General features: G+C 75.2%; 20 protein-coding genes. 4 read left to right on the top strand and 16 right to left on the bottom strand.

The annotated features are described in order from the left end of the window. Positions 1-341: 341 nt before the first annotated feature. From AMK13_RS25760 to AMK13_RS25750, 3 genes are all read right to left on the bottom strand, one after another. Complete coding sequence (locus tag AMK13_RS25760) at positions 342-2,393, bottom strand: serine/threonine-protein kinase (protein ID WP_074004260.1); 2,052 nt, start codon at positions 2,391-2,393, stop codon at positions 342-344. Positions 2,394-2,506: 113 nt separating this feature from the next. Next, positions 2,507-3,448, bottom strand: a complete 942-nt coding sequence (locus AMK13_RS25755; protein ID WP_074004259.1) for an alpha/beta fold hydrolase — start codon at positions 3,446-3,448, stop codon at positions 2,507-2,509. A 149-nt stretch (positions 3,449-3,597) separates the two neighbouring features. Further along, on the bottom strand, positions 3,598-4,356 hold the full coding sequence (locus AMK13_RS25750) for a dienelactone hydrolase family protein (RefSeq protein WP_074004258.1): 759 nt from the start codon (positions 4,354-4,356) through the stop codon (positions 3,598-3,600). Positions 4,357-4,524: 168 nt separating this feature from the next. Here AMK13_RS25750 and AMK13_RS25745 point away from each other — a divergent pair, with 168 nt between their 5' ends. Next, entirely contained in the window at positions 4,525-4,938 is a 414-nt protein-coding gene (locus tag AMK13_RS25745; protein WP_074004257.1) for a DUF6191 domain-containing protein, read from the top strand. Here the strand turns inward: AMK13_RS25745 and AMK13_RS25740 are convergent. Continuing rightward, entirely contained in the window at positions 4,899-5,300 is a 402-nt protein-coding gene (locus AMK13_RS25740; RefSeq protein ID WP_074004433.1) for a VOC family protein, read from the bottom strand. The two genes, AMK13_RS25745 and AMK13_RS25740, sit on opposite strands and share 40 nt — an antisense overlap. A gap of 66 nt (positions 5,301-5,366) precedes the next feature. Next, a complete protein-coding gene (locus tag AMK13_RS25735) occupies positions 5,367-6,224 on the bottom strand; it encodes a (2Fe-2S)-binding protein (RefSeq protein WP_074004256.1) in 858 nt (285 codons plus the stop codon). A gap of 353 nt (positions 6,225-6,577) precedes the next feature. On the opposite strand from AMK13_RS25735, the gene AMK13_RS25730 reads away from it, so the two are divergent. Continuing rightward, positions 6,578-7,375 carry an inositol monophosphatase family protein gene (locus tag AMK13_RS25730; RefSeq protein ID WP_049651877.1) on the top strand — a complete coding sequence of 266 codons (798 nt, stop codon included), beginning with the start codon at positions 6,578-6,580 and terminating at the stop codon, positions 7,373-7,375. A gap of 46 nt (positions 7,376-7,421) precedes the next feature. Here AMK13_RS25730 and AMK13_RS25725 read toward each other — a convergent pair whose 3' ends face one another. The 4 genes from AMK13_RS25725 to AMK13_RS25710 form a co-directional block, all read right to left on the bottom strand. Next, positions 7,422-8,936: a pyridoxal phosphate-dependent decarboxylase family protein gene (locus AMK13_RS25725; protein ID WP_234348391.1), complete on the bottom strand. Its 1,515-nt coding sequence runs from the start codon at positions 8,934-8,936 to the stop codon at positions 7,422-7,424. Next, positions 8,933-10,366, bottom strand: a complete 1,434-nt coding sequence (locus AMK13_RS25720; RefSeq protein WP_074004255.1) for a diaminobutyrate--2-oxoglutarate transaminase — start codon at positions 10,364-10,366, stop codon at positions 8,933-8,935. Before AMK13_RS25720 ends, AMK13_RS25725 begins: the two co-directional genes overlap by 4 nt. Before the next feature lie 222 nt (positions 10,367-10,588). Then, a complete protein-coding gene (locus AMK13_RS25715; protein ID WP_074004254.1) occupies positions 10,589-11,320 on the bottom strand; it encodes a response regulator in 732 nt (243 codons plus the stop codon). Then, positions 11,317-13,119, bottom strand: coding sequence for a sensor histidine kinase (locus AMK13_RS25710; protein WP_074004253.1), 1,803 nt, complete (start codon positions 13,117-13,119; stop codon positions 11,317-11,319). Before AMK13_RS25710 ends, AMK13_RS25715 begins: the two co-directional genes overlap by 4 nt. A gap of 236 nt (positions 13,120-13,355) precedes the next feature. Here AMK13_RS25710 and AMK13_RS25705 point away from each other — a divergent pair, with 236 nt between their 5' ends. Further along, positions 13,356-14,810 carry a cation:dicarboxylate symporter family transporter gene (locus AMK13_RS25705; protein ID WP_079272447.1) on the top strand — a complete coding sequence of 485 codons (1,455 nt, stop codon included), beginning with the start codon at positions 13,356-13,358 and terminating at the stop codon, positions 14,808-14,810. 135 nt (positions 14,811-14,945) lie between these two features. On the opposite strand, the gene AMK13_RS25700 is transcribed toward AMK13_RS25705, so the two are convergent. Further along, on the bottom strand, positions 14,946-15,965 hold the full coding sequence (locus AMK13_RS25700) for a hypothetical protein (RefSeq protein WP_074004252.1): 1,020 nt from the start codon (positions 15,963-15,965) through the stop codon (positions 14,946-14,948). A gap of 104 nt (positions 15,966-16,069) precedes the next feature. After that, positions 16,070-16,642, bottom strand: coding sequence for an RNA polymerase sigma factor (locus AMK13_RS25695; protein ID WP_241853027.1), 573 nt, complete (start codon positions 16,640-16,642; stop codon positions 16,070-16,072). A 332-nt stretch (positions 16,643-16,974) separates the two neighbouring features. Between AMK13_RS25695 and AMK13_RS25690 the strand changes: the two genes are divergently transcribed. Continuing rightward, positions 16,975-17,346 carry a hypothetical protein gene (locus AMK13_RS25690; protein WP_074004250.1) on the top strand — a complete coding sequence of 124 codons (372 nt, stop codon included), beginning with the start codon at positions 16,975-16,977 and terminating at the stop codon, positions 17,344-17,346. 134 nt (positions 17,347-17,480) lie between these two features. Here the strand turns inward: AMK13_RS25690 and AMK13_RS25685 are convergent, their stop codons facing one another. The 5 genes from AMK13_RS25685 to AMK13_RS25665 all read right to left on the bottom strand — a co-directional run bounded on the left by AMK13_RS25685 (position 17,481) and on the right by AMK13_RS25665 (position 22,972). Continuing rightward, entirely contained in the window at positions 17,481-18,053 is a 573-nt protein-coding gene (locus tag AMK13_RS25685) for a GTP-binding protein (RefSeq protein WP_049651867.1), read from the bottom strand. A gap of 97 nt (positions 18,054-18,150) precedes the next feature. Further along, entirely contained in the window at positions 18,151-18,498 is a 348-nt protein-coding gene (locus AMK13_RS25680) for a DUF742 domain-containing protein (protein ID WP_049651866.1), read from the bottom strand. 125 nt (positions 18,499-18,623) lie between these two features. Then, positions 18,624-19,034: a roadblock/LC7 domain-containing protein gene (locus AMK13_RS25675; protein ID WP_049651863.1), complete on the bottom strand. Its 411-nt coding sequence runs from the start codon at positions 19,032-19,034 to the stop codon at positions 18,624-18,626. Beyond that, the gene (locus AMK13_RS25670) at positions 19,031-21,991 is read right to left on the bottom strand and encodes a sensor histidine kinase (protein WP_274538701.1); all 2,961 of its coding nucleotides are present in this window, start codon (positions 21,989-21,991) and stop codon (positions 19,031-19,033) included. Before AMK13_RS25670 ends, AMK13_RS25675 begins: the two co-directional genes overlap by 4 nt. Positions 21,992-22,078: 87 nt before the next feature. After that, on the bottom strand, positions 22,079-22,972 hold the full coding sequence (locus AMK13_RS25665) for an MHYT domain-containing protein (protein WP_079272445.1): 894 nt from the start codon (positions 22,970-22,972) through the stop codon (positions 22,079-22,081). Positions 22,973-23,227 lie beyond the last annotated feature (255 nt).

Genomic DNA, 23,227 nt, shown 5'->3' with positions numbered 1-23,227 from the left:
GCCGACCCGACGAGCGGGCCCGGCCGGCCGTCGATCGACTTTTACATGTGTGTAGAAGACTCCATACGGTTCCTTGACACGCCGGTGGCGAGGTCCCGCCACCCGGACCACCTTGAACACCGGGAGGTCGTCTGCTAGTCAGCCGACCGGCACCGTCACCGCCCGGACCGCAGGGCCACCTCCCTGTGCGCGAGTTGGGGGACGGCGACAGAAGGAAGCGACGGCACGGCGGCACTGGGGCCCACGGCTCCTCTTTCACGGGGCGGTGGTGGTGGTCACCGGCAGCCTCACAGGCCGCTCGCGCACCCCGCGCCGCGAATTCTCATGCCTCGGGCGGGCCCCTACTGCAGCCGCCACTCCTGGGCGGCGTTGCCGGGGGTGCAGGAGACCATGGTGACGGCGCTGCCGGGGCCGTTGTTGGTCATGCAGGACCGGTTCTGGTAGTCGCCCAGCGTGTACGAGCCGGCCGAACTGCCACTGTGCATAGTCCAGTTGGTGAGGAAGCTGAGGCCGTTGCTCAGCACGACCTTCCCGTCCATCGTCTGGACCAGCTGCGGGCCGCCGTTGTTGCAGGCGTTGAACAGGATCCACATGCCGGGGTTGGTCGAGCGCACCCAGCCGTACTGCGCGTGACCGCCGACGACGATCGGGTTGTCGCCGTTCAGGTTGTCGTCGCGCATCCCGATCGCGCGGCCGTCCTTCGCGCTGACGATGGTGCTCCAGCTGGTGCCGCCGCAGGACGCGGGCCGGGGCGGGCTCTGCGGGACGCTGGTGGTCCCGCCGTTGGCGCTCTGGGCCGGAGGCTGAGGGTTCTGGTTGGCGGGCGGGTTGGGCGGGTTGCCGCCGCCGGGCTGGCTCCCCTGACCGGCCGACGACGCCCCGCCGGCGGCCGCGCCCGTACCACCGGTCCGGGCGCCACCCGAACCGGCAGAGGCGCCCGAACCGCCGCTGCCGCCCTGACCACCGGTGGCCGGAACCGGGGGGACGGGGACCTGCGGCTGGTTCTGGGCGGCGCCGGGCGCCGGCTGGTCGGGGCCCGGGGTGGCCGCCGGGGTGTCGGTCGGCGCCGGGGTGGTCGGCGCGGTGGTGGTCGCGGGTGCCGAGGTGGCGGTGCCCGGGGTCACGGGGGCGGTGACCACCACGGTCGGCTGGGCGCCGGGCGACTGGGCCGCGTCGGTGCCGCCGGCCCCGCGGTCGACCAGCAGGACGGTCGCCGTGCCCATCGAGATGACCACGGGGATGACGACGGGCACCAGCAGGGTGCGCCGGGACCGCCGCCGACCGGGTTCGGTCTGCGCCTGCGGCTCCACCTTCGCCACCTCGTCCGGTGCCGGGGCGCCGCCCGCGGCGGGCACCACCACCGCCCCGCCCTTGACCAGCGCCACGGCCGCGCCGCCCTGGGCCGGCCCCGCCGCACCGTCCTTCGCGGGCTCCGCGGCACCGTCCTTCGCGGGCTCCGCGGCACCGCCCTCGGCGGCCGGGCCCGCACCGGGCCGGAGCGGGAGGGTCCCGCTGTCGGCCGCGCCGGTCTTCCCCGGCGTCTGCCCGCCGCCGGCGAAGCCCTCCCCCGCGAGCGCCGCCCGGACCGCCCTCGCCATCTCCGCCGCGTCCGCGTACCGCTCCTCGGGCTTCTTGGCGAGCGCCCGGGCGACCAGTGCCCGTACCGGCGCCGGAAAGGTGTCCGGCAGTTCCGGCACCGGCTGGTTGACGTGCTTGAGCGCGATCTGGAGCGGCCCGTCACCGGAGTACGGCGGCTCGCCGACCAGCAGTTCGTAGCAGACCACGCCGATCGAGTACAGGTCGGTGGCCGGTCCGAGGTTCACGCCCTCGGCCTGCTCCGGGGACATGTAGAGCGCGGTGCCGATGATCGCGAACGGGGCGGTGAGCTTGGTGCTGGCGAGCGCCCGGGCGATGCCGAAGTCGGTGATGGCCACCCGGCCGTCCGAACGCACCATCAGGTTGGACGGCTTGATGTCCCGGTGGACGATCTCCCGCTGGTGCGCGGCGTGCAGCGCGTCCAGGGCTCCGGCCACCAGGTCGAGGGTGCGCTCGACGCCCATCGGTCCGGTGTCCTTGAGCACCCGGTCCAGCGGACGGCCGTCGATCAGCTCCATGACGATGTAGGCGCAGCGCTCCTCGCCGTCCCCGCCGCTCTCGCCGTAGTCGTGGACGCCCACCACACCGGGGTGGTCGACCGCGGCGACCAGCTGGGCCTCGCGGCGGAAGCGCTGGGCGGAGGTGTCGTCCTCCAACAGCTCCGAGCGCAGGATCTTGACCGCGACCCTTCGCGCCAGCACGGTGTCCTCGGCCTTCCAGACCGAGCCCATGGCGCCGCCGCCGATCTTCTCGACCAGCTCGTACCGCCCGCCGAGCACGGTGCCCGCGCCGCTCATACCCCTGCTCCCCCGTGTCATGACCCCACCCCCGCGGGTCGTCGGCACACAGTGTGCCAGAGGGCGTCGTGGACTCAGTCGTGCAGGTCCGAAAAGGAATTGGGCACGAGTTGTCAGTCCTTGAGGAAATATCGAGCACGGTCCGCGACTTCCCGGACGGCCGAGACGACCGCCTGGGGCCGGTCGGCCTGGATGGCGTGACCGGCGCCGAGCACCGTGCCGTGCGTCCCCCGGACGGCGCTCCTCGCGACACCCGCCTGGAGGGCGGTCCAGCGGACGCGCATCGCCCTGGGCAGCCCCCGGGTCGCGCTCAGGACGACCAGCGGCGCCTCGGTCGGCGGAGCCCCGGCGCGGCGACGACGGATCTCGGGGACGGCGGCGGCGGTCAGCCCCAGTTCGGCGAGGAGGGCACGCCGCTGGTGCCGGTGCGCGATCACGGCCGCCTCGGCCCGGGCGAGCGGCTCCTCCGGTTCGGGCGAGGTCGGCGACAGCGCCGTCCGGTACAGCCGGAGCCGGTACAGCCAGAGCCGGTTCAGCACGGCCTCGGCGACCTGGATGGACCGCGGCTGGAACTCCTCGTGCGCCGGGTCCACGAGCACCTGCCCGGCCACCAGCTCCGGCCGCTGCCAGGCGAGGAGTTGGGACAGCTGGCCGCCCCAGCTGTGCCCGACCAGGAGGGCCGGGCCCGCGTCCAGGTGCCGCACGAGAGCGGCCAGATCGGCGAGCTGGCCGTTCAGCGTCGGGGCGGTGGACCGCTCGGGCTCGCTGGCCCCCAGCCCGGCCCGGTCGTACGCCACGACCCTCCCGTACCGGGCGAGTTCGGGCAGGACGGCCGACCAGGTGAGCGCCGACGTCCCGGCGCCCGCGATCAGGACCACCGGCACGGCGCCGCCCCGGCCGGCCTCCACCCAGCGCAACGCCCGTCCATCCCGGTCCAGTTCGCCGGTGCGCACGCCGCCGGGCAGGTGCTCGCCGAGCGCCCGGGCGACGGCCTCCTGGACGCTCCGCAGACCCGGCCCGGCGGGCTTTCCCCGCGTGCCCTGACTGGTGTTCATGTGCCGTCCCCCTGGATCCCTCGTTCGGCCCCGTACCCCCGGGCCTGGTTCCGACCGGCCTGCGAGCGGCCTCGGGCAGTCCTCAGACCTGTCCGGGACCGGTCTCAGGCAATCATCAGACCGGCCCCGGACAGTTCTCCGACGGCCCCTCAGGCAGGCAGGGCCCGCTTCAGCAGCCCGAGCAGCGCCTCCCAGTGCCGCTCGGCCGCCACCGCGTCGTAGCGGTTGGTGTCGGCCTGGGTGTAGCCGTGCGGGGCGCCGGCGTAGACCTCCGCCCGGTACCGGACACCGGCGGCGGTGAGGGCCGCGGCGAGCCGGTCGATCTGCTCGGGCGGCAGCGACGGGTCCTCGTCCGCGTGGCCGAAGTACAGCTCCGCGGTGATCCGGTCGGCGCCCAGGTGCGGGCTGTCCGGGCTGTCGGTGGCGAGCCTGCCGCCGTGGAAACCGGCCGCGACGGCGATCCGGTCCGGGTGGCTGGCGGCGGCGCGCAGCGCCAGCATGGCCCCGAAGCAGTAGCCGGTCAGGCCGACCGGGCCGTCCTGGACCAGCGGGGACTCGGCGAGCCAGCGCAGGTACGCGTCCGCGTCGCGGGAGTTCGCGTCCGGGGTGAGCGTTTCGATCAGCGGGAAGATCCGGCCGAAGAGTTCGTCGGCCTGCTCCAGGTCGATGCGCTCCGGCAGGTCGAAGACCGGCGCGCGGCCGGCGCGGTAGAAGAGGTTGGGGGCGAGTACGGCGTACCCGGCCGCGGCCAGCCGGTCGGCCATGCCCTCCACGTGCGGCCGGAGGCCGAAGGCGTCCGTGAAGAGGATGACGCCCGGGTGGGCCCGGCCGTCGTCGGGGTGGGCGAGGTAGGCGTCGGCGGTGCCGTCCGCCGTCGGGATGTCCACGAGGGTTCCGCGCACGAGCATGGTGAGGGTGCTCCTTCCGATTCGTCCGGCAGCGTATCCGGTGGACCCGCCGCCCGCCCGTGCGCTTTACGCCACAGTGCGGCCGCGTCGAACCCGCGACGTACCCGCGGCGCGCCCACGTGTGCACCCGGGGGGAACGCCGTGGCCCCGTGAGCGCGTTGAGCGGGCATGGGGTGGATCGTGGGTGTGGCGGCGACGGTCGCGGCGGTGCTGGGGCTGGTGCTGCTGGCGGTGTGGCAGGTCCAGGGGGAGTCCTCGTCGCGGCCGCGGCGGCGCGGGCCCGGGGTGGGGACGGGTGCCGGCGGGCTGGAGGAGCTGCACGCGCTGTTCAGCCCGGGCAAGCAGGTGCAGGTCGAGCAGAAGCGGGAGCAGCTCGTGCTCCGGGACGACGAACAGGCCGGAGCTCCGCCGCACTTCGGCGTGGACCTGGACCGGGGCGTGGCGGTGCTGCCCGGCGGGGCCGGAGGACGTACGCCCGGCCCCGCGGAGCGCGAGGGGATCGGAACGGGTACGGCCGGCCGGGCGCCCCGGGAGCCGGGGGCTCAGGCCCCCCAGGTGCGGGAGCAGAGCACCAGCCGGTAGCCGTCCGGGTCGGCTATCGTCACGCCGTGCTCGTCCCAGTACGGGTTGTGGGACGCGACCCGGGTGCCGCCGGCCTCCTCCAGCCGGGCGACCAGTGCCTCGTCCACCGGGGCGCCGAGGTAGACGACGAACAGGTCGTCCACCGTCGGGGTGGGCTCCAGCGGCCGCTCCGGGTCGTGCGTCAGCTCGAAGTGCCAACTGCCGCCGGGCGGGCCGACCATCAGCAGGTCGTGCTCGCCGGACACCCGCTCGGTGCTGCGCCACTGCACGGCGAGGCCGAGGGCGTCGACGTAGAAGCGCTCGGCCGCCGCGATGTCGCGCGAGGGGCGGGCGATCCGGACCCGCGTGGTGGAATCGATCATGTCGGCGACCATAGCCGATGCCACTGACAGCGAACCAGGCTGCGCGGCCCGACTGTGGACGGACCGTCAGAGCCGCCGCAGCCGCTCCTCGTCGGAGGTCCTCGGGCAGGTCAGACAGGCGGTGGCCGCGGGCCCGACCGCGTAGTAGAGGCAGCAGGCGAGCCGGGTGCGGGTGTGGTGGGCGCGCCCGTCGGGGGTGTGCAGGCGCCGGAAGTCGGCGCCGCCGGGGAGCGGCAGGGTGCCGCCGGGCAGGACGGCCTCGGCGGCGGCGACGGCGTCCTCCTCGGCGACCGCGACGGCGGCGCCCTCCCCTGCGGCGGCGACGGCGGCACCCTCCTCGCCGAGCATCCGCCCCAGGTACCAGAGGGCGGAGGCCAGATCGTCCGTCACCATGCCCCAGAGCGCCCGGTCGCGGCGCCGGGTGGGACCGGCGAACGCGGCGAGCACCGGTCCGAGGTGCGCGACCACGGCGGCCCGCAGCTCGGCGCGCAGTTCGTCGTCGCCGGGGAGGGTGACGTACCCGCGCGGGCGCAGGGCGAGCGCGCCGGTGGGGGCGTGCAGCCAGAGGTCGGCCGGGTCGACGATCGGGACCCGGCGGGCGAGGTGCCAGGGGCCGGCGATCAGCAGGCAGGCCGACCAGACGTAGTGGTGGAGCAGCCGGGAGGCGGTGACGTGCGGTCGCGGAGCGCGGCCGTGCTCGTCGGCGATGCGGGCCTCCGCGCCCGCCAGGACGGCGGCCAGCGCCCGTTCGTCGGTGGCGAGTTCGGCTCCGGAGTGCCAGTCGTCGGCGGCGCCCGGGGCGGGCTCGGCGGCGTCGAGCAGGCGCAGCTCCAGCACCGGGCAGAGCTCCCTCAGCCGCCGGTAGTCGGCGACCAGCGCGGAGGACACGCAGGGTGCTACGGGCAGGGGTGTTCCGGGAACCATGGGCACTCCCGAGATCGATTCCGCATGATCGATTAAGGTGAGGCTCACCTTACAACGCATCACCGCACTCGATGACCATGCCCAACTCCACCGGTCGGCTCACCGGTCCCGCCGGTCGAAGTGGCCCGAAGGCCGCGGGCGTGGACGCGCCGAAGTGGCCGTCGACGGCCGGGAGCGAACAGCTGACAGATTTCGAAATCTGTCAGCTGTTATCTGTTATCTGTTATCTGTCAGCTGTTATCTGTTGGCCATCAACCGTAGGCCGTCAGCCGTTCCACCGCCCCGGACCGCCGCCGCCCCCTTCCTCCGCTCGTGGGAGAGTGGTAGGCAGCGAAGGGAGCGCGAACGTGCTGATGGACAAGGTGGCGGAGATACTCGCCGAGGCGTCGGCCGAGGTGGTGGAGCCGCGCTTCCGGGCGCTGGCCGCCGGCGAGGTGATGGAGAAGGCCCCCGGCGAGATCGTCACGGTCGCCGACCGCGAGGCCGAGGCGATCATCGCCCGTCGACTGCACGAACTGCTGCCCGTCCCCGTGGTCGGCGAGGAGGCGGTCTCCGCCGACCCGTCGCTCGCCCTGGCCCTCCACGACGAGCCGGCCGCCTGGCTGGTCGACCCGGTGGACGGCACCGCCAACTTCGTCGCCGGCAGACCCGAGTACGCCGTGATGTGCTCCCTGGTCCGCTCCGGCCGGACCGTCGCCTCCTGGATCTGGCAGCCCGCCACCGCCACCGCCTACTGCGCCGAGCTGGGCTCCGGCGCCTGGCGCGACGGCGTGCGCCTGACCCGCCCCCCGGCACCGAAGGACGTCGCGAAGCTGCGCGGCTCGGTGAAGAGCCGCTACCTCGACGCCGCGCACCGCCGCCGGCTCCAGGACAACATCGCGGCCTTCGGCGAGATCTCCCCCGGTCGGCACGCCGCCGGGATCGAGTACCCGGACGTCGTCGACGGCCGCTTCGACTTCCTCCTCTACTGGCGCACCCTCCCCTGGGACCACGCCCCGGGCTCCCTCCTGGTCACCGAGGCCGGCGGCGTCTCCGCCCGCCCGGACGGCACCCCGTACCGCCCGGAGGCCCCCGGCTGCGAGGACGGCCTCCTGGTCGCCGCCGACCCCGAGACCTGGGAGCTCACCCGGTCGATCCTCCTCGCCGGCTGACGCCGGGGCCTGCCCGCCCGGAGCCCCCGCGGAACCCCCGTCGGCCCTACCCGGCCCGCTCGCCCGCCACCTTGCGGCCGGCGCCCACCACCTCCCGCACCAGCGCGCCGACCTCCCCCACCGTGGTGTGGGGGTTCAGCAGTGTGAGCTTCAACCGGACCCGGCCCGGACCGTCGCCCGGGAGTTCTGTGCGGCCGACCACCGCCCGGCCGGTGCGCAGCAGCAGGCGCCGCAGCCGGCCGTTCACCTCGTCCAGCGCGGCCTCGTCCGTCACACCGGGCGGCCGGTAGCGGAAGAGGACGGCGGTGAGCACCGGCTCGGCGTAGAGCTCGAGCGCCGGGTCCGCGCGCACGGCGTCGGCCGCGGCGAGCGCGAGGTCGTGGCAGGAGTCGACCAGCCGGCCGAGTCCGTCGCGGCCGAGGGTGCGCAGGGTGACGGCGAGCTTGAAGGCGTCGGCCCGGCGGGTGGTGCGCAGCGAGCGGCCGAGCAGGCTGGGGTAGCCGGCCTGCTCGTCGTCAACCGGGTTGAGGTACTCGGCGCGGCGGGCGAGCGAGACGTAGGTCTCGGCGCGGCGCACCAGGAAGACCCCGGCCGCGGCCGGCTGCCAGCCGAGCTTGTGCCAGTCGAGGGAGACCGAGTCGGCGCGGGCGATGCCGTCGAGCAGCGGGGCGAGCCGGTCGGAGAGCAGCGCCCCGCCGCCGTACGCGGCGTCCACGTGCAGCCAGGCGCCGTAGCGTCCGGCGAGGTCGGCGGCGGCGGAGAGCGGGTCGACGGCTCCGGTGTCGGTGGTGCCCGCGGTGGCGACCACGGCGATCGGGGTCCGTCCGGCCCAGCTGGCCTCGGCCATCGCCCGTTCCAGTTCGTCCTCCCGCATCCGCAGCCCGCGGTCGACCGCGACGGGGATGACGGCCCGCTCGCCGAGGCCGAGCAGGGCGGCGGCGCGCTGGACGGAGAAGTGCGCGGCCTCGGAGGCGAGGATGCAGGGCCGGACGCCGGCCGGGATGCCGTCCAGCTCCACGATGCCGTCGAGCTTCTGGTCGCGCGCCAGCATGAGCCCCATGAGGTTGGACTCGGTGCCGCCGGAGGTGAGGACGCCGGCGGCGCGCTGCGGGTCGTAGCCGACGAGCCCGGCGATCTCGGCGAGCAGCGTGCTCTCCAGGGCGGTGGCGGCGGGGGCCTGGTCCCAGGAGTCCTGGGAGGGGTTGAGGGCGCTGACCGCGAGGTCCGCCGCGGCGGCGACGGCCAGCGGCGGGCAGTGCAGGTGCGCGGCGCAGGCCGGGTCGGCGGGGTCGGCGGCGCCGTAGGCGAGCAGTTGGGTGAGCCGGGCGAGGGCGCCTGGTCCGTCGTCGGTGGCCAGGGCCTCGTCGACGAGTGCGGCGATCTCGGCCGGGCTGCCCGCCGGCACCGGTCCGGAGCGCATGGCGGCGCCCGTCTCCAGGGAGTCGAGGACGGTGGCCAGCAGCGGTCCGAGCGCGCCAGGACCGGCCGCGCCGCCCGCCAGGGCGTCGGTGGCGGCGCCGTCCCGGGGGAGCCCGACGGGGCCGGATCCGGGCCCGCTCACCGGTTGCCCCGCACCGTCGGCGCGCCCGCCGAACCACTCGCCGAACCACCCGTCGGCCCGCCCGTGGACGCCGCCGCGATCGCCTCCGCCAGCCGCTCCAGCACCGCCGCCACCTGCTCGTCGGTGATGGTGAGCGGCGGGAGCAGTCGCAGCACCGCGTCGTGGCGCCCGCCGAGCTCGACGATCAGCCCCCGCGCCAGGCACGCCTCCCGGACCCGCACCGCGAGCGCCGGGTCGGCCGGCCGGGCGCCGCACGCGTCGGGCTCGGCCGCCGGGTCGACCAGTTCGACCCCGAGCATCAGCCCCCGGCCGCGCACGTCGCCGATCACCGGCAGTTCGGCCGCGAGTTCGCGCAGCCGGGCCGCCATCCGCTCGCCGACGACGGCGGCCCGCTCGACCAGCCCGTTCGCCGCGACGTGGCGCAGCGTCGCGGCCCCGGCGGCCATGGCGAGGGTGTTGCCGCGGAAGGTGCCGGTGTGGGCGCCGGGCCGCCAGCCGTCGTAGTCCTCGCGGTAGACGACGACGGCGAGCGGCAGGCTGCCGCCGATGGCCTTGGAGAGGACCATCGCGTCCGGGACGATGCCGCTGTGCTCGATCGCCCACATCGCGCCGGTGCGGCCGACTCCGGTCTGCACCTCGTCGACGATCAGCGGGATGCCGCGCTCGGCGGTGATCCGGCGCATCGCGCGCAGCCAGCCGTCGGGCGCGGGGACGACCCCGCCCTCGCCCTGGACGGCTTCCAGGATCATCGCGGCGGGCGCGACCACACCGCCCGAGGGGTCGTCCAGCAGCCGCTCCACGTAGGTCGCGGCGAGGTCCGCGCCCGCCTCGCCACCGACCCCGAACGGGCAGCGGTAGCCGTACGGGTAGGGCAGCCGGGCGACCTCGCCGCCGCTCGGCAGCGGCTCCTTGACCGCGACGTTGCCGGTGAGCGCGAGGGCCCCGGCGGTCATGCCGTGGTAGGCGCCGGTGAAGGCGAGCGCGCCGGAGCGGCCGGTGGCGGTCTGCATCAGCTTGAGCGCGGCCTCGACGGCGTCCGTCCCGGCCGGTCCGCAGAAGTGCACCCGGGCGCGGGCGGCGAACTCCGCGGGCAGGCTCTCGAAGAGCGCGCTGGTGAAGTCGTCCTTCTCGGCGGTGGCGAGGTCGAGCAGGTGCAGCGGGGCGCCGCTGTCGAGGGTGCGGCGGATCGCCTCCAGCACCACCGGGTGGTTGTGGCCGAGGGCGAGCGTGCCGGCGCCGGAGAGGCAGTCCAGGTAGCGCCGCCCGTCGGCGCCCTCGACGGTCATGCCGTGGGCGCGGACCGGGACGATCGGGAAGGAGCGGGCGTAGGTTCTGGCTGCGGACTCGCGGACGCGCTGACGGCGCAGGATGGCTTCACCGGCGGCCGGGGCTCCGGAGGCGGCCTGGACGGGTACGGCAGCGAGCGACACGAGAAACCCCCAGGGGAAGTTAGGTTAGCCTAACTTTACTGCCCTTGACCTGGCTGAATGCCCTCGGGGTCCCAGAACCACCCGAGTGAGTGAACCTCCCCCGGTTCCTCCAACGAGCGCCGCGCGGAAAGGTCACGGCCCGGCCCGCACCGGCCGAACCCGACGATCAGGCCCCGCCCCTCAGGCCCGGTGCCTCAGGCCCGGCTCCTCGGGCCCCGCCCCTCAGGTCCGGTGCCGCCACCGGTAGCAGAGCTCCGGCCGCCCGACGCTCCCGTACTGCGGCTCCCGCACCGCGCACCCGGTCTCCACCAGGTGCTCCAGGTAGCGCCGCGCGGTGATCCGGGATACCCCGGCCGCCGCGCCCGCGGCCGCCGCCGACAACCCGGTGGCCGCCTCGCGCAGGACCGAGGCGACGGTGTCCAGGGTGGGCGCGCTCAGCCCCTTGGGCAGGGTGCTGCGCTCCGGCGTGCGGAGCAGGGCGAACGCCTGGTCGACCTCCTCCTGCCCGGTCGCCTCCCCGCTGCGCCCGAGGCTGTCGCGGTAGCGGGCGTAGCGCTCCAGCCGGTCGTGCAGGGCGGCCGCGCTGAACGGCTTCAGCAGGTACTGCACGACGCCCGCGGAGACCGCCTGCCGGACCATCGCGAGGTCGCGGGCCGAGGTCACCGCGATGACGTCGGTGCTGTGGCCGGCCGCGCGCAGCGTACGACAGAGCTGGAGCCCGTGGCCGTCCGGCAGGTAGAGGTCGAGCAGGGTGAGGTCGACGGGCGTCCCGGCGGCGCGGGCCCGGTCCAGGAAGCGCAGCGCGTCGGCGCAGCTGTGGACCGTCCCGGCGGCGTGGAAGCCGGGCTCCCGCCGGACGTAGAGGGTGTGCGCGGCGGCGGCCACCGGGTCGTCCTCGACCACCAGGACGGAGATCCCCGCCCCGGCGGCGGCCGTGTGGGCGGTGCCGTTCACGCCAGGGCCCCTTCCCGCTCCCGACCGCTCGACCCACCGGGCCGGTCGGCGGGCTCCCCCGGCTCGCCACCGGGCCCTCCCGGCCCGCCCGGCCGTCCGGCCAGCGGCAGCCGCACCGTGAGCACCGCGCCGCGCTCCCGTCCGACCTCGACGGTGCCGCCGTTGCGCCGGGCGGTCTGGGCGACCAGCGCCAGCCCGAGCCCGTGCCCGTGCCCGTCCTGCTTGGTGCTCCAGCCCCGCCGGAAGACGTCCTCGACCGCGCCCGGGTCGATCCCCGCGCCGGTGTCGGCGACCCGCAGCAGCAGGCAGGCGCCGGGCACCCCGGCGCCGTTACCCCCATCCCCGCCGGTGCAGTCCCGACCGCCGGCGATCCGCGCCGTGACGGTGACCTCCGGCGGGACGGGGCTCTCGGCCGCGCCGGCGATGGCGGCGTCCACGGCATTGTCGATCAGGTTGCCGAGGACGGTGATCAGGTCCCGTGCGGAGAGGCCGGGCGGCAGCACCCCGTCGTCGATCCGGCTGTCCTCGGTGAGCGTCAACTCCACGCCCCGTTCGGCGGCTTGGGCGGCCTTGCCGAGCAGCAGCGCGGCCAGCACCGGCTCGCCCACCGCCGCGACCACCCGGTCGGTGAGCTGTTGGGCGAGTTCGAGTTCGGCGGTGGCGAACTCCACCGCCTGTTCGTGGCGGCCGAGTTCGATCAGCGAGACCACCGCGTGCAACCGGTTGGCGGCTTCGTGAGCCTGCGCGCCGAGCGCCTCGGTGAAGCACCGCACCGAGTCCAACTCCCCGCTGAGCGCCTGGAGTTCGGTGTGGTCCCGGAGGGTCACCACACGGCCGAGGCCGGGGCCGGTGCCGATGGTGGAGGTGTTCAGCACCACGACGCGCTCGGCGGTCAGGTGCACCTCGTCCCGGACGGGCTCCTCCCCCAGCACGGCCGCCACCAGCGCCTCCGGCAGGCCCAGTTCCACCACCGGTCGACCGTCCAGGTCGCCGGTCAGACCGAGCAGTTCACGGGCGGCGTCGTTGCAGAGCACCACCCGGTGCGAGCGGTCCAGCAGGACCAGTCCCTCGCGCACCGCGTGCAGGGTCGCCTGGTGGTACTCGTAGAGGTGGCTCAGCTGGTCCGGCCCCATCCCATGGGTGTGCCGCCGCAGCCGGGAGTTGGCGAGATAGGTGCCGACGCCGCCGACCGCGAGCGCGGCGACCGCCACCCCCACCAGGGCGAGCAGCGGACCGCTCAGCTGCGCGGAGATCGACTCCACCGTGAGGCCCGCGCTGACCAGCGCGACCACCCGGTGCCGCTCGTCCCACACCGGGGCGACCACCCGCACGGACGGGCCGAGCGTGCCGGTGTACGTCTCGCTGCGGGTCTGCCCGGCGAGCGCCCAGTCGATGTGCCCGAGGTAGGTCCGGCCGATCTGCTCGGGCAGCGGGTGGGTCCAGCGCACGCCGTCGGTGTCCATGACGGTGATGAAGGAGACCCCGGTGTCGGCCCGTACCTGCTCGACGTACGGCTGGAGCGCCGCGGTCGGGTCGGGGGCGCCGACGGCGGCCCGGACGGACGGCGAGTCGGCGACGGCGTGCGCGACCGCGGTGACCTGGCGACGGGCGGCGTCCTCGGCACGGTCGGCGGTGAAGAGGTACGCGAGCACCGCGCCACCGGCGACCACGGCGGCGACGATCACCACCTGGACGACGAACAGCTGCCCGGCCAGGCTGCGGACCAGCCGCCGGGGACCGCGGCCCGTCGGCCGGTGCGAACGGCGGCGCGGGGCGGTGGGGGCGGTGCGCTCGGACATGCCTGCCAGTGTGCACCACGCCCCCGGGCGCCCCCGAGGGCCGTCCGGCCCGCACCGTTCGCGGGCCAGGCCTCCGGGCCGGACATCCGGGCCGGACAGCCGGGTCGGACATCCGGGCCGCCCGCGCCGTTCATGAACTCTATGAACGCAAACGTGACCTCCGTCACCTCGGAGCCCATAGTCAGAGCGGCCCATCCCCCCGGGGCCACCAGGACTGCACGGCAAGGGAGCCGCAGATGTCGATCACTGGAGCCGCCGCGGCGGCGGGACCCAGACGCAAGGACCGGACCCACTACCTCTACATCGCCGTGATCGCCGCGGTGGTCGCGGGTGTGGTGGTCGGCCTGGCCGCCCCCGGTTTCGCCGTGGAGCTGAAGCCGATCGGCACGGGCTTCGTCAACCTGATCAAGATGATGATCAGCCCGGTGATCTTCTGCACCATCGTCCTGGGCATCGGCTCGGTGACCAAGGCCGCGAAGGTCGGCAAGGTCGGCGGCCTCGCCCTCGGTTACTTCCTCGCCATGTCGACCGTCGCGCTGGCCATCGGCATGGTCGTCGGCAACCTGCTGGAGCCCGGCGGCGGCCTGCACCTGACCGCCGCGCTCGCCAAGTCCGGCCACGCCCAGGCGGCCGCCGGCGGCGCCCAGTCGACCGCCGACTTCCTGCTCGGGATGATCCCCGAGACGCTGTTCTCCGCCCTGACCCAGGGCAAGGTGCTCCAGACCCTGCTGGTCGCCCTGCTCACCGGCTTCGCCCTCCAGGCGATGGGCCCGGCCGGCGCGCCGGTGCTGCGCGGGATCGAGCACGTGCAGCGGCTGGTCTTCCGGGTCATGTCGATGATCATGTGGGTCGCGCCGGTCGGCGCCTTCGGTGCGATGGCCGCCGTGGTCGGCGCCACCGGCACCGCCGCGCTGAAGAGCCTGGCCGTCATCATGATCGGCTTCTACGTCACCTGCGTGCTCTTCGTCGTCGTGGTGCTGGGCACGCTGCTGCGCCTGGTCGCCGGGGTCAACGTGTTCGCGCTGCTGAAGTACCTCGGCCGCGAGTTCCTGCTGATCCTCTCCACCTCCTCCTCCGAGAGCGCGCTGCCCCGCCTGATCGCCAAGATGGAGCACCTGGGCGTCAGCCGCCCGGTCGTCGGCATCACCGTGCCGACCGGCTACAGCTTCAACCTCGACGGCACCGCCATCTACCTGACCATGTCGTCGATCTTCATCTCCGAGGCGATGGACAAGCCGATGTCGCTCGGCGAACAGCTCTCGCTGCTGGTCTTCATGGTGATCGCGAGCAAGGGCGCGGCCGGGGTCACCGGCGCCGGCCTGGCCACCCTCGCGGGCGGGCTCCAGTCGCACAAGCCCGCGCTGGTGGACGGGGTCGGCCTGATCGTCGGCATCGACCGCTTCATGTCGGAGGCCCGCGCGCTCACCAACTTCGCGGGCAACGCCGTCGCGACCGTGCTGATCGGGCACTGGACCGGCGAGATCGACGCCGAGCGCGCCCGGCGGGTGCTGGCCGGTGAGCTGCCGTTCGACGAGCTGACACTGGTCGACTCGCACGGTGCGGCCTCCGGTCCCGCCGCCGCGTCGGACGGCTCTACGGCCGACACCCCCGAGGCCACTCCCGAGACCGCCCCCGAGGCTGTCCCCACCCGGGGCACCGCCACCCAGGGCGCGGCCACCGCCGGGGTCTGACCCCGGCAGCGACCCCCGCACTCCCCCGGTCCGGCGCCCCCACCAACCCCCGGAAACGGCGCCGGACCGGGGGTCCTCGTTTTCCCGTCCGGCCGACGTTCCCGGTCGGGCCCGAACAGGTACCCGGCCCGCTCGTCACAGGTCCTGCGAGCCGCTGACCACCCAGGACACCCCGCCGGCCGGGTCCTCCAGCACGACGTGCAGATGGTGCAGCCCGGCCGACGGCTCCTGCCAGGTGAAACAGCGCATCCGGTCCACCAGCGCGTTCACCTCGCCCCGGTCCACCCCGCCTGCCCCGTCCGGACCATCCAGGCCGTCCAGGCCGTCCGCCCCGGCCATCGCGGCCATCGCGGCCAGTGCCCGCCACACCCCCAGCCTCCCGTGCGCGCAGCCCTGCGCCCGCTCCAGGGCGGCGGACCGCACCAGCGCCGGGTAGACGAGCGCGAACGGCAGGTACCCGCCGACCACCCGCCGGTCGCGGGCCAGCAGGGCGGCCGCCGCCGGGGCCCGGCCGCGGACGCAGGCCGTCTCCGCCCACGGCGCGAGCGCGCCCAGCCCCTCCAGGGCCCGGGTGACCGGCGGCCCGTCCGGCCGTCCGGCCGACCGCGCCACCGGGGGCAGCTCCACCTCGCCCAAGCCCTCCCGGCTGGCTGGCAGGGTCAGCAGCGCACTGCGCGCGCCCCCGCCGGGCAGGTACTCGCGTACCCGGGCCGCCTCGTCCCAGCCCGCCGCCTCCCACGGCTCCAGGCGCAGCGGCACGCCCTCCGGGTCGGGCTCGGCCCCGTACGAGAGGTCCTCGCCGAGCAGCGCCCGGGTGTGCGCGACCAGCCGTCGCACCGGGACCGGACCGAGCAACGGGGCCAGCCGCAGCCAGGAGTGCCGGGTCGCCAGCACCTCCCAGAGCGGGCCGGCGTCGTGGTCGGCCACTCCGGCGGCCGTCCCCGTGCCGCCGTCCCGGTCGAACAGGCGGACGGCCAGCTCGGGCGGCGCCGCGTAGGCGATCAGGTGGCCGAGCGGCGCGGTCAGCACGGCCGCGGCCTCCTCGCCCGCCTCCGCCACGGCGGCCGCGCGGCCCTGCCGGTAGGCGGCGAGCAGCTCGGGCCAGCGGCCGTCCTCGGCCAGTGCGCGCAGGCGGCCGTGCTGGTGGATGATCACGATTCGCAGGGTACGGGCCGGGGCGGCGCATCAGCTGACTTGCCGTCAGCTCGGTGCGTCGGGGCGGCGCTCGCACGCCCGCCGCCCCGCGCACCGCCACACCCTCAGCTCCGCTCGTGCTCCCGCTCGCGCTCCTGTTCGCACCCCCGCTCCTGCTCGCGTTCGCACCCCGCCTCCCGCTCGCGTTCGCGTTCCCGCTGGAGGACGGCGCGCAGTCGGCCGTGGGCGCGGCGCCGGGTGACGGCCAGCGTGCTGCGGTGCAGCCCGAGCAGCTCGGCGGCCTCGTCGACGCTGTAGCCGTCGAGGTCCACCAGCGCCACCGCGCGGGCCTGCTTGACGGTCAGGAAGCCCAGCAGGCGCACCACCTCCCAGCGCGCCTGCAACTCGGCCATCCCGCCGGACCGGGGGTCGAACTCCCCCCGGTCCCGGTCGACGGCGTCTCCCACCTCCGGCACCTCGGGCATCGACACCCGCCGGCGCTCCCGGCGCCACTGGTCGCGCAGGATGTTCACCATCGTGGTGAACGCGTAGGCGTACGGCTGCGGATGACCGAGGAAGCGCTCCGGCCGGCGGGCGATCCGCAGGTACGCCTCGTGGACGACGTCCCCGGCGCCGACCGGACCGCCGGCGAGGGAGGCCGCCGCCTGCTGGAGTCTGGGCAGGAGATCCGTGAACACCCGGTTGAATTCGGCCGATTGACCGCCACTCCCACTCGGACCGAAGCCCTCTTCCCGTCCGCCGCCCGCATTTCGACCGCTGCAATCCACCATGCCGCTCTCCCCGGAAATCGGCACCCCGAGCACCCGGTCCGCCCTGGCCACAGGGGTCTTGAGCCGACCGAATGACTTGTGACACAGGTCACATCATAGTTCGTCGTCTCACTGTGCGCAGTCATTCGTGTGCACCATGTCACCAACCGCACAGGAAGCGGGACTTCACCTCCGCGCGGACACCCCGGCGACCGGGGACGGCTCCGCCCGACGAGAACCCCTGAGCAAGGAGAACCACCGTGCGAGGTTGCATCGCCAGGAAGATCGTCACGTTCGGGCTGGCCGCCACGGCCGCCCTCGGCGTGCTCGGGACCACCGCCCTGCCGGCCGCCGCGGCGACGGTCCGGACCCAGGCCATCACCCCCGAGACCGACACGGACTGGAACACCGTCGAGACCGCGACCTACCGCTGCGTCATCACCGCCGACTACGGCTGGCGCTGGGAGGGGACCTGCAACGTCTACTCCGGACGACTGCGCACCATCACCTACTGTGCCGACGGCTCGTCGAGCACCGGCCTGTGGATCGGCGCGCGGCCGCAGGCCTGGGCGGTCTGGGGCAACTGCCCCGGGTCCAGCTGGACCCGGATCGTGTTCCAGTGGCACAGCTGAACCACCGGACCCGGAACCGCTGAGAGTCGACGGGTGACAGATGACAGCTGACAGATTTCGAAATCTGTCAGCTGTCATCTGTTAGTTGTGAGTTGTCAGCTGTCATCCGCACGCCGACACCTCCCGCCGCCGCCTCAGCCCACCGGAGAGACGTCCGCGAGCAGCCGGGCGGCGTGCACCCGGCCCGCGTGCTCGACCAGGTTGATCAGCACCTCCTTGCCCGAGGCCCGGTGGCGCGCATCGCACAACAGCACCGGCGTACCCGCGTCCAGGTCCAGCGCGCGGGCGACCTCCTCCGGCCTGAACTCCCGTGTCCCGGCGAAACGGTTCACCGCGACCACGAAGGGGATGCCCCGGTGCTCGAAGAAGTCGACGGCCGGGAAGCAGTCGGTCAGCCGGCGGGTGTCGGCGAGCACCACCGCACCGAGCGCCCCCTGGGCCAGCTCGTCCCAGAGGAACCAGAACCGGTCCTGCCCCGGGGTGCCGAACAGGTAGACCGCCAGCCCCTCGCGGATGGTGATCCGACCGAAGTCCATCGCCACCGTGGTCGTCGACTTCCGCTCCACGCCGTCGAGGTCGTCCACCTCCCGCCCGGCCTCGGTCAGCCGCTCCTCGGTGCGCAGCGGCCGGATCTCGCTGACCGCACCGACCAGCGTCGTCTTGCCGACCCCGAAGCCGCCCGCCACCAGGATCTTGAGCGCCAGCACGGCGTCGTCGGGATCCTCGGCATCGAACGGGTCCGACCCGCCGTACGGACCGGACCGGCCGGACGATACCGACGGGTCGGGCAGGTCGGACGGGTGGTCAGAGTGCACGGAGTCCACGGATGACCTCCTGGAGGATGCGCTCGTCGGGGAGCAGGGCGGGCGGGACGGGACGGCGGACCCGGATGAGCCCGGCCGCCAGCAGGTCGCCGAGCAGCACCCGCACGACGCCCACCGGCAGGTCGAGCTCGGCGGCCAGCTCGGCCACGGACAGCGGGGTGCCCCGGCACAGCGCGAGGATGCGCGCCTGTTCCGGGCCGACCGGCGGCTCGGGCGCGTCCGGTACGAGCGCCGGGTCGGGGAGTTCGGCGACCACCACGGCGATCAGGTCGAAGCGCTGCTCCCCGGCCCCGGTGCGCCCCCTGGTCATCGCGTACGGGCGGACCAGCGGCCCGGCGTCGTCGTCGTACCAGCGGGCCCGGTGGGCGGCCGCGAGCGGGTTGCGGGGGTGACCGTCGGGTTCGGCCCTCGGGTGCTCGGAATGTCGCCCCCGGGGCGGGTGGGGCACCGGACTCACCGGCCGCCCACCGTCCGCGGCGGGGCGCTCAGGTGCTCCCCGACCCGGCGGACCAGCCTGGCCATCTCGTAGGCGACCAGGCCGAGGTCGGCCCGGGCCGTGGTGAACACGGCGAGGCAGGTGCCCTCCCCGGCCGCCGCGACCAGCAGGTAGCCGCCCTCCAACTCGACCATGGTCTGGCGGACTTCACCCGCACCGAAGTGCCGGCCGGCGCCCTTGGCCAGGCTGTGGAAGCCGGAGGCGACGGCCGCCAGATGCTCCCCGTCCTCCCGCGCCAGACCGGCCGAGGTGCCCATGGCCAGGCCGTCGGCGGAGAGCATCACGGCGAAGCGGAGCTCGGGGGCGCGCTGGACCAGCTCGTCGAGGAGCCAGTTCAGCTCCCCCGCACGGTGGGTGGTGGCGATCACGGACGCTCTCCTTCGGGTCGGGACGGGGGTTGGGGGTGGCGCGCCCGCGGCGGCCGCGGAGCGTCGGCGGGCTGCCCGTCCCGCCGACCCTCCGGGTGCAGACCGCGCGCCCATCCGTTCTGGAAGGCCGACATCGCCGCCCGCGCCTCCTCCGGGCTGCGGCCCGCGGCGCCGAAGCCGTCGCCGGACCCGGGGCCGGCCGAGGCCACGGCTGCAGTGGCGGCGGCCGTACGACGACTGTGCGCGGTCGGACGGGCCGGGCCCTCGCGCAGCTGCGGTGCGAGGCTCGCCTGGCGGGTCCGGCGCGGCAACTCCTCGGGGCCCGAGTCGACTTGGGGGCCGTCCGGCCGATGGCCGTCCGGTCGTTGACTGTCCGGACGTTGACTGTCCGGACGGGGACCGCGCGAGCCTGGTCCGGCTACCGGCTCCGAACGGCGTTCCGTACGGTACGGCTCCGCGCTGTACGGCTGCGGCGGCCCGGACTGCGGACGGGCGGCCGCACCCGCGCCCCCGTCCGCAGCCGGACCGGCCACCCGGGCACCGGAGGCCCGGTAGGGGGTACGGCGCACCGGCCCGGGGTCGCTGCCCCGGGCACCGAACGGCAGCAGCGCCCCACCCTCCGGCGGCGGCCCACCCGCCGCCGGAAGCCCGTCACTTGCCCCGCCCTGCGAGTACTCCCGGCGCCTCGGATCGCCGCTCAGGGCGCCGCCCGGGACACCGCTGGGACCCCCCGTCGGCTCCCCCGCGTGACCGTGCACCGGCGTGAACTCCCGCTCCGGGCCACCGTGCTGTGCCCGCTCGGCGAACACCGGCTCCGTCGGCCCCGCCCCGACCGCCACGCCGCCCGGCGCCGCCGCGCGCGGCAGGGGCGGCACCGGCTCGAAGCCGTACCGCGCCTCCGCCGCCCCCATCTCCGCCTCCACTTCGGCCGTATCGTCGGCCGTCTCGTCGGCCAGCAGCGTGGTCGGCAGCAGGACCACCGCCGTGGTGCCGCCGTACGCGGAGGTCACCAGCGAGACCTTGACGTCCTGCCGCCGGGCGAGCCGGCTGACCACGAACAGGCCGAGCCGGTCGCTGTCGAAGAGGTCGCTCTGCTCGGCGGCGGCGATCCGGCGGTTGGCCGAGGCCAGCACCTCCGGCCCCATGCCGAGGCCGCGGTCCTCGATCTCCAACGCGAAGCCGTTGCCGACCCGTTCGCCCCGGATGTGCACCCGGGTGTGCGGCGGGGAGAACCCGGTGGCGTTCTCGACGAGTTCGGCCACCAGGTGGGTGAGGTCGGCGACGGCGTGGCCGACCACCGCGGCCCGTGGCAGCGGGTGGACCTCGACCCGGGCGTACTCCTCGACCTCCGAGACGGCCGCGCGCACCACGTCCACCAGCGGGACGGGCCGACGCCAGCCCCGCCCGGGAGCGGCCCCGGAGAGGATGATCAGGCCCTCGGCGTGGCGGCGCATCCGGGTGGTGAGGTGGTCCAAGCGGAACAGGTCGGCCAGCTCGGACGGGTCGTCGGTGCGGCGCTCCATCGCGTCCAGCAGGGTGAGTTGGCGGTGCACCAGGACCTGGCTGCGGCGCGCGAGGTTGACGAACACACCGGAGACCCCGGAGAGCACCTCGGCCCGCTCGACCGCCGCCGTCACGGCCGCCCGCTGGACGGTGCCCAGCGCCCGCTGCACCTGGCCGATCTCGTCGCCCCGCCCCACCGGCCGGGGCGCCTCGGCCTCGATGTCCACCTCCTCCCCTGCACGCAACTTCCGTATGGTCGCCGGAAGTTTGCGCCCGGCCAGCTCAAGTGCCGAGTTGCGCAGGCCGATCAGATCGGTGACCAGCCCGCGCCCGATCTGCACCGAGATCACCAACGAGGCCACCACGCCGACCAGTCCGAGCAGCACCGCCATCCCCGCCGGGGTGAACAGGCCCAGGGCGTACGGGTCCTGGCGCTCGGCGGCGAGCCGTCCGGCCTGGTCCTCGACGGTCCGCAGGCCGCCGGCCACATTGCCCGCGACCATCGCCCACCGGTCGGCCGGCACCGCCGCGACCGCCGTCCGGCCGTCGGCGGCCGTCCGCACCCTGTCCTCGTACCCGGCCAGCTCGCGGTGGTCCTGGCCACCGGTGACGGCGAGCAGCGCCGCCCGGTCGGCGGGGCGCAGCTCGGCGGCGGCGCCCCGCTCGAACTCGCGCCGGGCGAAGGCCGCGCCGGCGAACTCCCGCAGCTGGTCGTCGCCGAGCCCGCCGGACAGCTGGGCGGCGCGCAGCAGGGCGTCCTCCCGGGCGAGCAGCTCCCGGGACCGGGCCAGCTCCAGCAGCACCCGCGCGTCGGCGGCCACCTGGCGGTCCTGGAGCGGCGCGACGGCACCGGCGGCGGCGAGCGCCCGGTCCACCGCCTCGCCGTACGCGGCGTACGCCTCGGGCCAGCCGACGCTCCTGGCCAGGACCCGGTCGCGCAGGACGGGCAGGGCGGCGAGGGAGCCGCCGAGCGCGTCCAGCCGGGCGGCCGCGTCCCCGCCCAGGCCCTGGGCGTCGGCACGGTTGTAGCCCCGGTCGGGCCGGCGGGGGTCCGGGAACAGCGGGGTGAGCGCCCGGTCGGTGGCCGCCGCCGCCTCGCGCAGAGCACTCTCACGGACGGCGCTGGGGGCGGCCACCGGGGCGGCCAGCAGCTGACCGACGGCCGTGCGTTCGACTTGCAGTCCGGCGACCGTCTCCGCGACCGGCGTGAGCAGCGTGCGCTGGGCGTCGCGCTGGCGCATCAGGCCCCAGACGCCCTGGGCGGTGGTGACGGTGGCGAACCCCCACAGGGCGATGACGGAGACGACCGGGACCATCAGCAGGGCGATGATCCGGGCGCGGACCGTCCGGGGGCGCAGGCCGCGCAGCCACGGGCCGGGCCGCGGTGGACGGGCGGGCGGCCCGGCATGGGCACCCCGACGGGCACCGGGGGCGGTACCACGGTCTTCTCGCATGGGTGAGGAGCCTTTCGGGCAGGGAGAGGCGGGAGGGCGGAGGCAGGCGGGCGGGGACAGGCGGTCGGGGACTGGAGGGGGCGCGGCTCAGGCGGCGCGGCCGTGCCGTTCGCCGTCGCGCCCCTCGCCGCCGCGCCGCCCGGCCTCGGCCGGGGCGAGCTCCTGCCGGGCGGGCTCGGGGTACGGGGGCTCGGGGTACGGGGGCCCGGCGGGGAGTTCCTCGGTGGCCAACTCGCCGGCCTCCCGGTAGCCGGCCCGCTCCTGGGCGGTCGGCGAGAGCGCGACGAAGGCCGAGGCGAGGAAGAGGAACGAGCCGAGGCCGACGGCGAGCGGGAAGACGAACTCCATCGGGCTGACCCCGCCGAGGCCGGTCCGGGTCGGCTCCAACCGGACATGGACGGCGGCCATGCCGGTGTAGTGCATGCAGCTGACGGCGAGGCCCATGGCCATCGCGGCGGCCGCGGCCGCATACACGTTGCGGATGGTGACGGCAGCCCAGAGCGCGGCGGTGGCGGCGCCGACCGCGACCAGCACGGACAGCGCGACCGTCCCGGCGTCGTAGTGCAGCCCGCCGTGCATCCGGAGGGCGGCCATGCCCAGGTAGTGCATCGCGGCGACGCCGAGACCGGTGGTGACGCCGCCGGACAGCAGGGAGAGGCCGCGGTGCCGGCCGTAGCAGACCACGGTCAGGCCGAGGCCGGTGACCAGCACCGCGACCACGAGGCTGAGGACGGTCAGCGGCACGTTGTAGCGCAGCTCGGTGCCGTCGACGGTGAAGCCGAACATGGCGACGAAGTGCATGGTCCAGATTCCGGAGCCGATCGCGGCGGCGGCCGTGACCAGCCAGTTCCGCCGGGCCGGGCCGCTCGCGGCCAGGCCGCGCAGCGTGCAGCGCAGCCCGAGGGCCGCGCCGGCGCAGGCCATCAGGTACGAGAGGGCGGGGGTCAGCCAGCCGAAGCTGAGGTGGTTGATGGTGCCCATGGGACCTCCGGTCGACCGGTCGGGCCCGGAGGCGGTACGCGGTGCGCCCGGGCTCCCCGGGCCGGGCGGACTGCATACGAAGGGCATATGCCAACCGCATGTGCGCTTCCGGCCTGGGGTGCGTGGGACGCTATCGAGGGGCCGGAATCGGTCAGACAAAGATCTGAAAAGCTGCCCGCGAGGCCCGGGTGATGTGTTCGAATGCTCCGGTCGTCTGCCCAGCGGACGGCGCACAGATGACAACAGACAGATAAC

Source organism: Streptomyces sp. CB02056, from assembly GCF_001905545.1.
In the GTDB taxonomy this organism is placed as follows: Bacteria; Actinomycetota; Actinomycetes; order Streptomycetales; family Streptomycetaceae; genus Kitasatospora.
This window is presented reverse-complemented; position numbering and strand designations above follow the sequence as displayed.

Excerpts from the sequence above, each read along its gene's own strand:
- AMK13_RS25760 (WP_074004260.1), bottom strand. The coding sequence starts at position 2,393 with ATGAGCGGCGCGGGCACCGTGCTCGGCGGGCGGTACGAGCTGGTCGAG.
- AMK13_RS25755 (WP_074004259.1), bottom strand. The coding sequence starts at position 3,448 with ATGAACACCAGTCAGGGCACGCGGGGAAAGCCCGCCGGGCCGGGTCTG.
- AMK13_RS25750 (WP_074004258.1), bottom strand. The coding sequence starts at position 4,356 with ATGCTCGTGCGCGGAACCCTCGTGGACATCCCGACGGCGGACGGCACC.
- AMK13_RS25745 (WP_074004257.1), top strand. The coding sequence starts at position 4,525 with ATGGGGTGGATCGTGGGTGTGGCGGCGACGGTCGCGGCGGTGCTGGGG.
- AMK13_RS25740 (WP_074004433.1), bottom strand. The coding sequence starts at position 5,300 with ATGATCGATTCCACCACGCGGGTCCGGATCGCCCGCCCCTCGCGCGAC.
- AMK13_RS25735 (WP_074004256.1), bottom strand. The coding sequence starts at position 6,224 with ATGGTTCCCGGAACACCCCTGCCCGTAGCACCCTGCGTGTCCTCCGCG.
- AMK13_RS25730 (WP_049651877.1), top strand. The coding sequence starts at position 6,578 with ATGGACAAGGTGGCGGAGATACTCGCCGAGGCGTCGGCCGAGGTGGTG.
- AMK13_RS25710 (WP_074004253.1), bottom strand. The coding sequence starts at position 13,119 with ATGTCCGAGCGCACCGCCCCCACCGCCCCGCGCCGCCGTTCGCACCGG.
- AMK13_RS25705 (WP_079272447.1), top strand. The coding sequence starts at position 13,356 with ATGTCGATCACTGGAGCCGCCGCGGCGGCGGGACCCAGACGCAAGGAC.
- AMK13_RS25670 (WP_274538701.1), bottom strand. The coding sequence starts at position 21,991 with ATGCGAGAAGACCGTGGTACCGCCCCCGGTGCCCGTCGGGGTGCCCAT.
- AMK13_RS25665 (WP_079272445.1), bottom strand. The coding sequence starts at position 22,972 with ATGGGCACCATCAACCACCTCAGCTTCGGCTGGCTGACCCCCGCCCTC.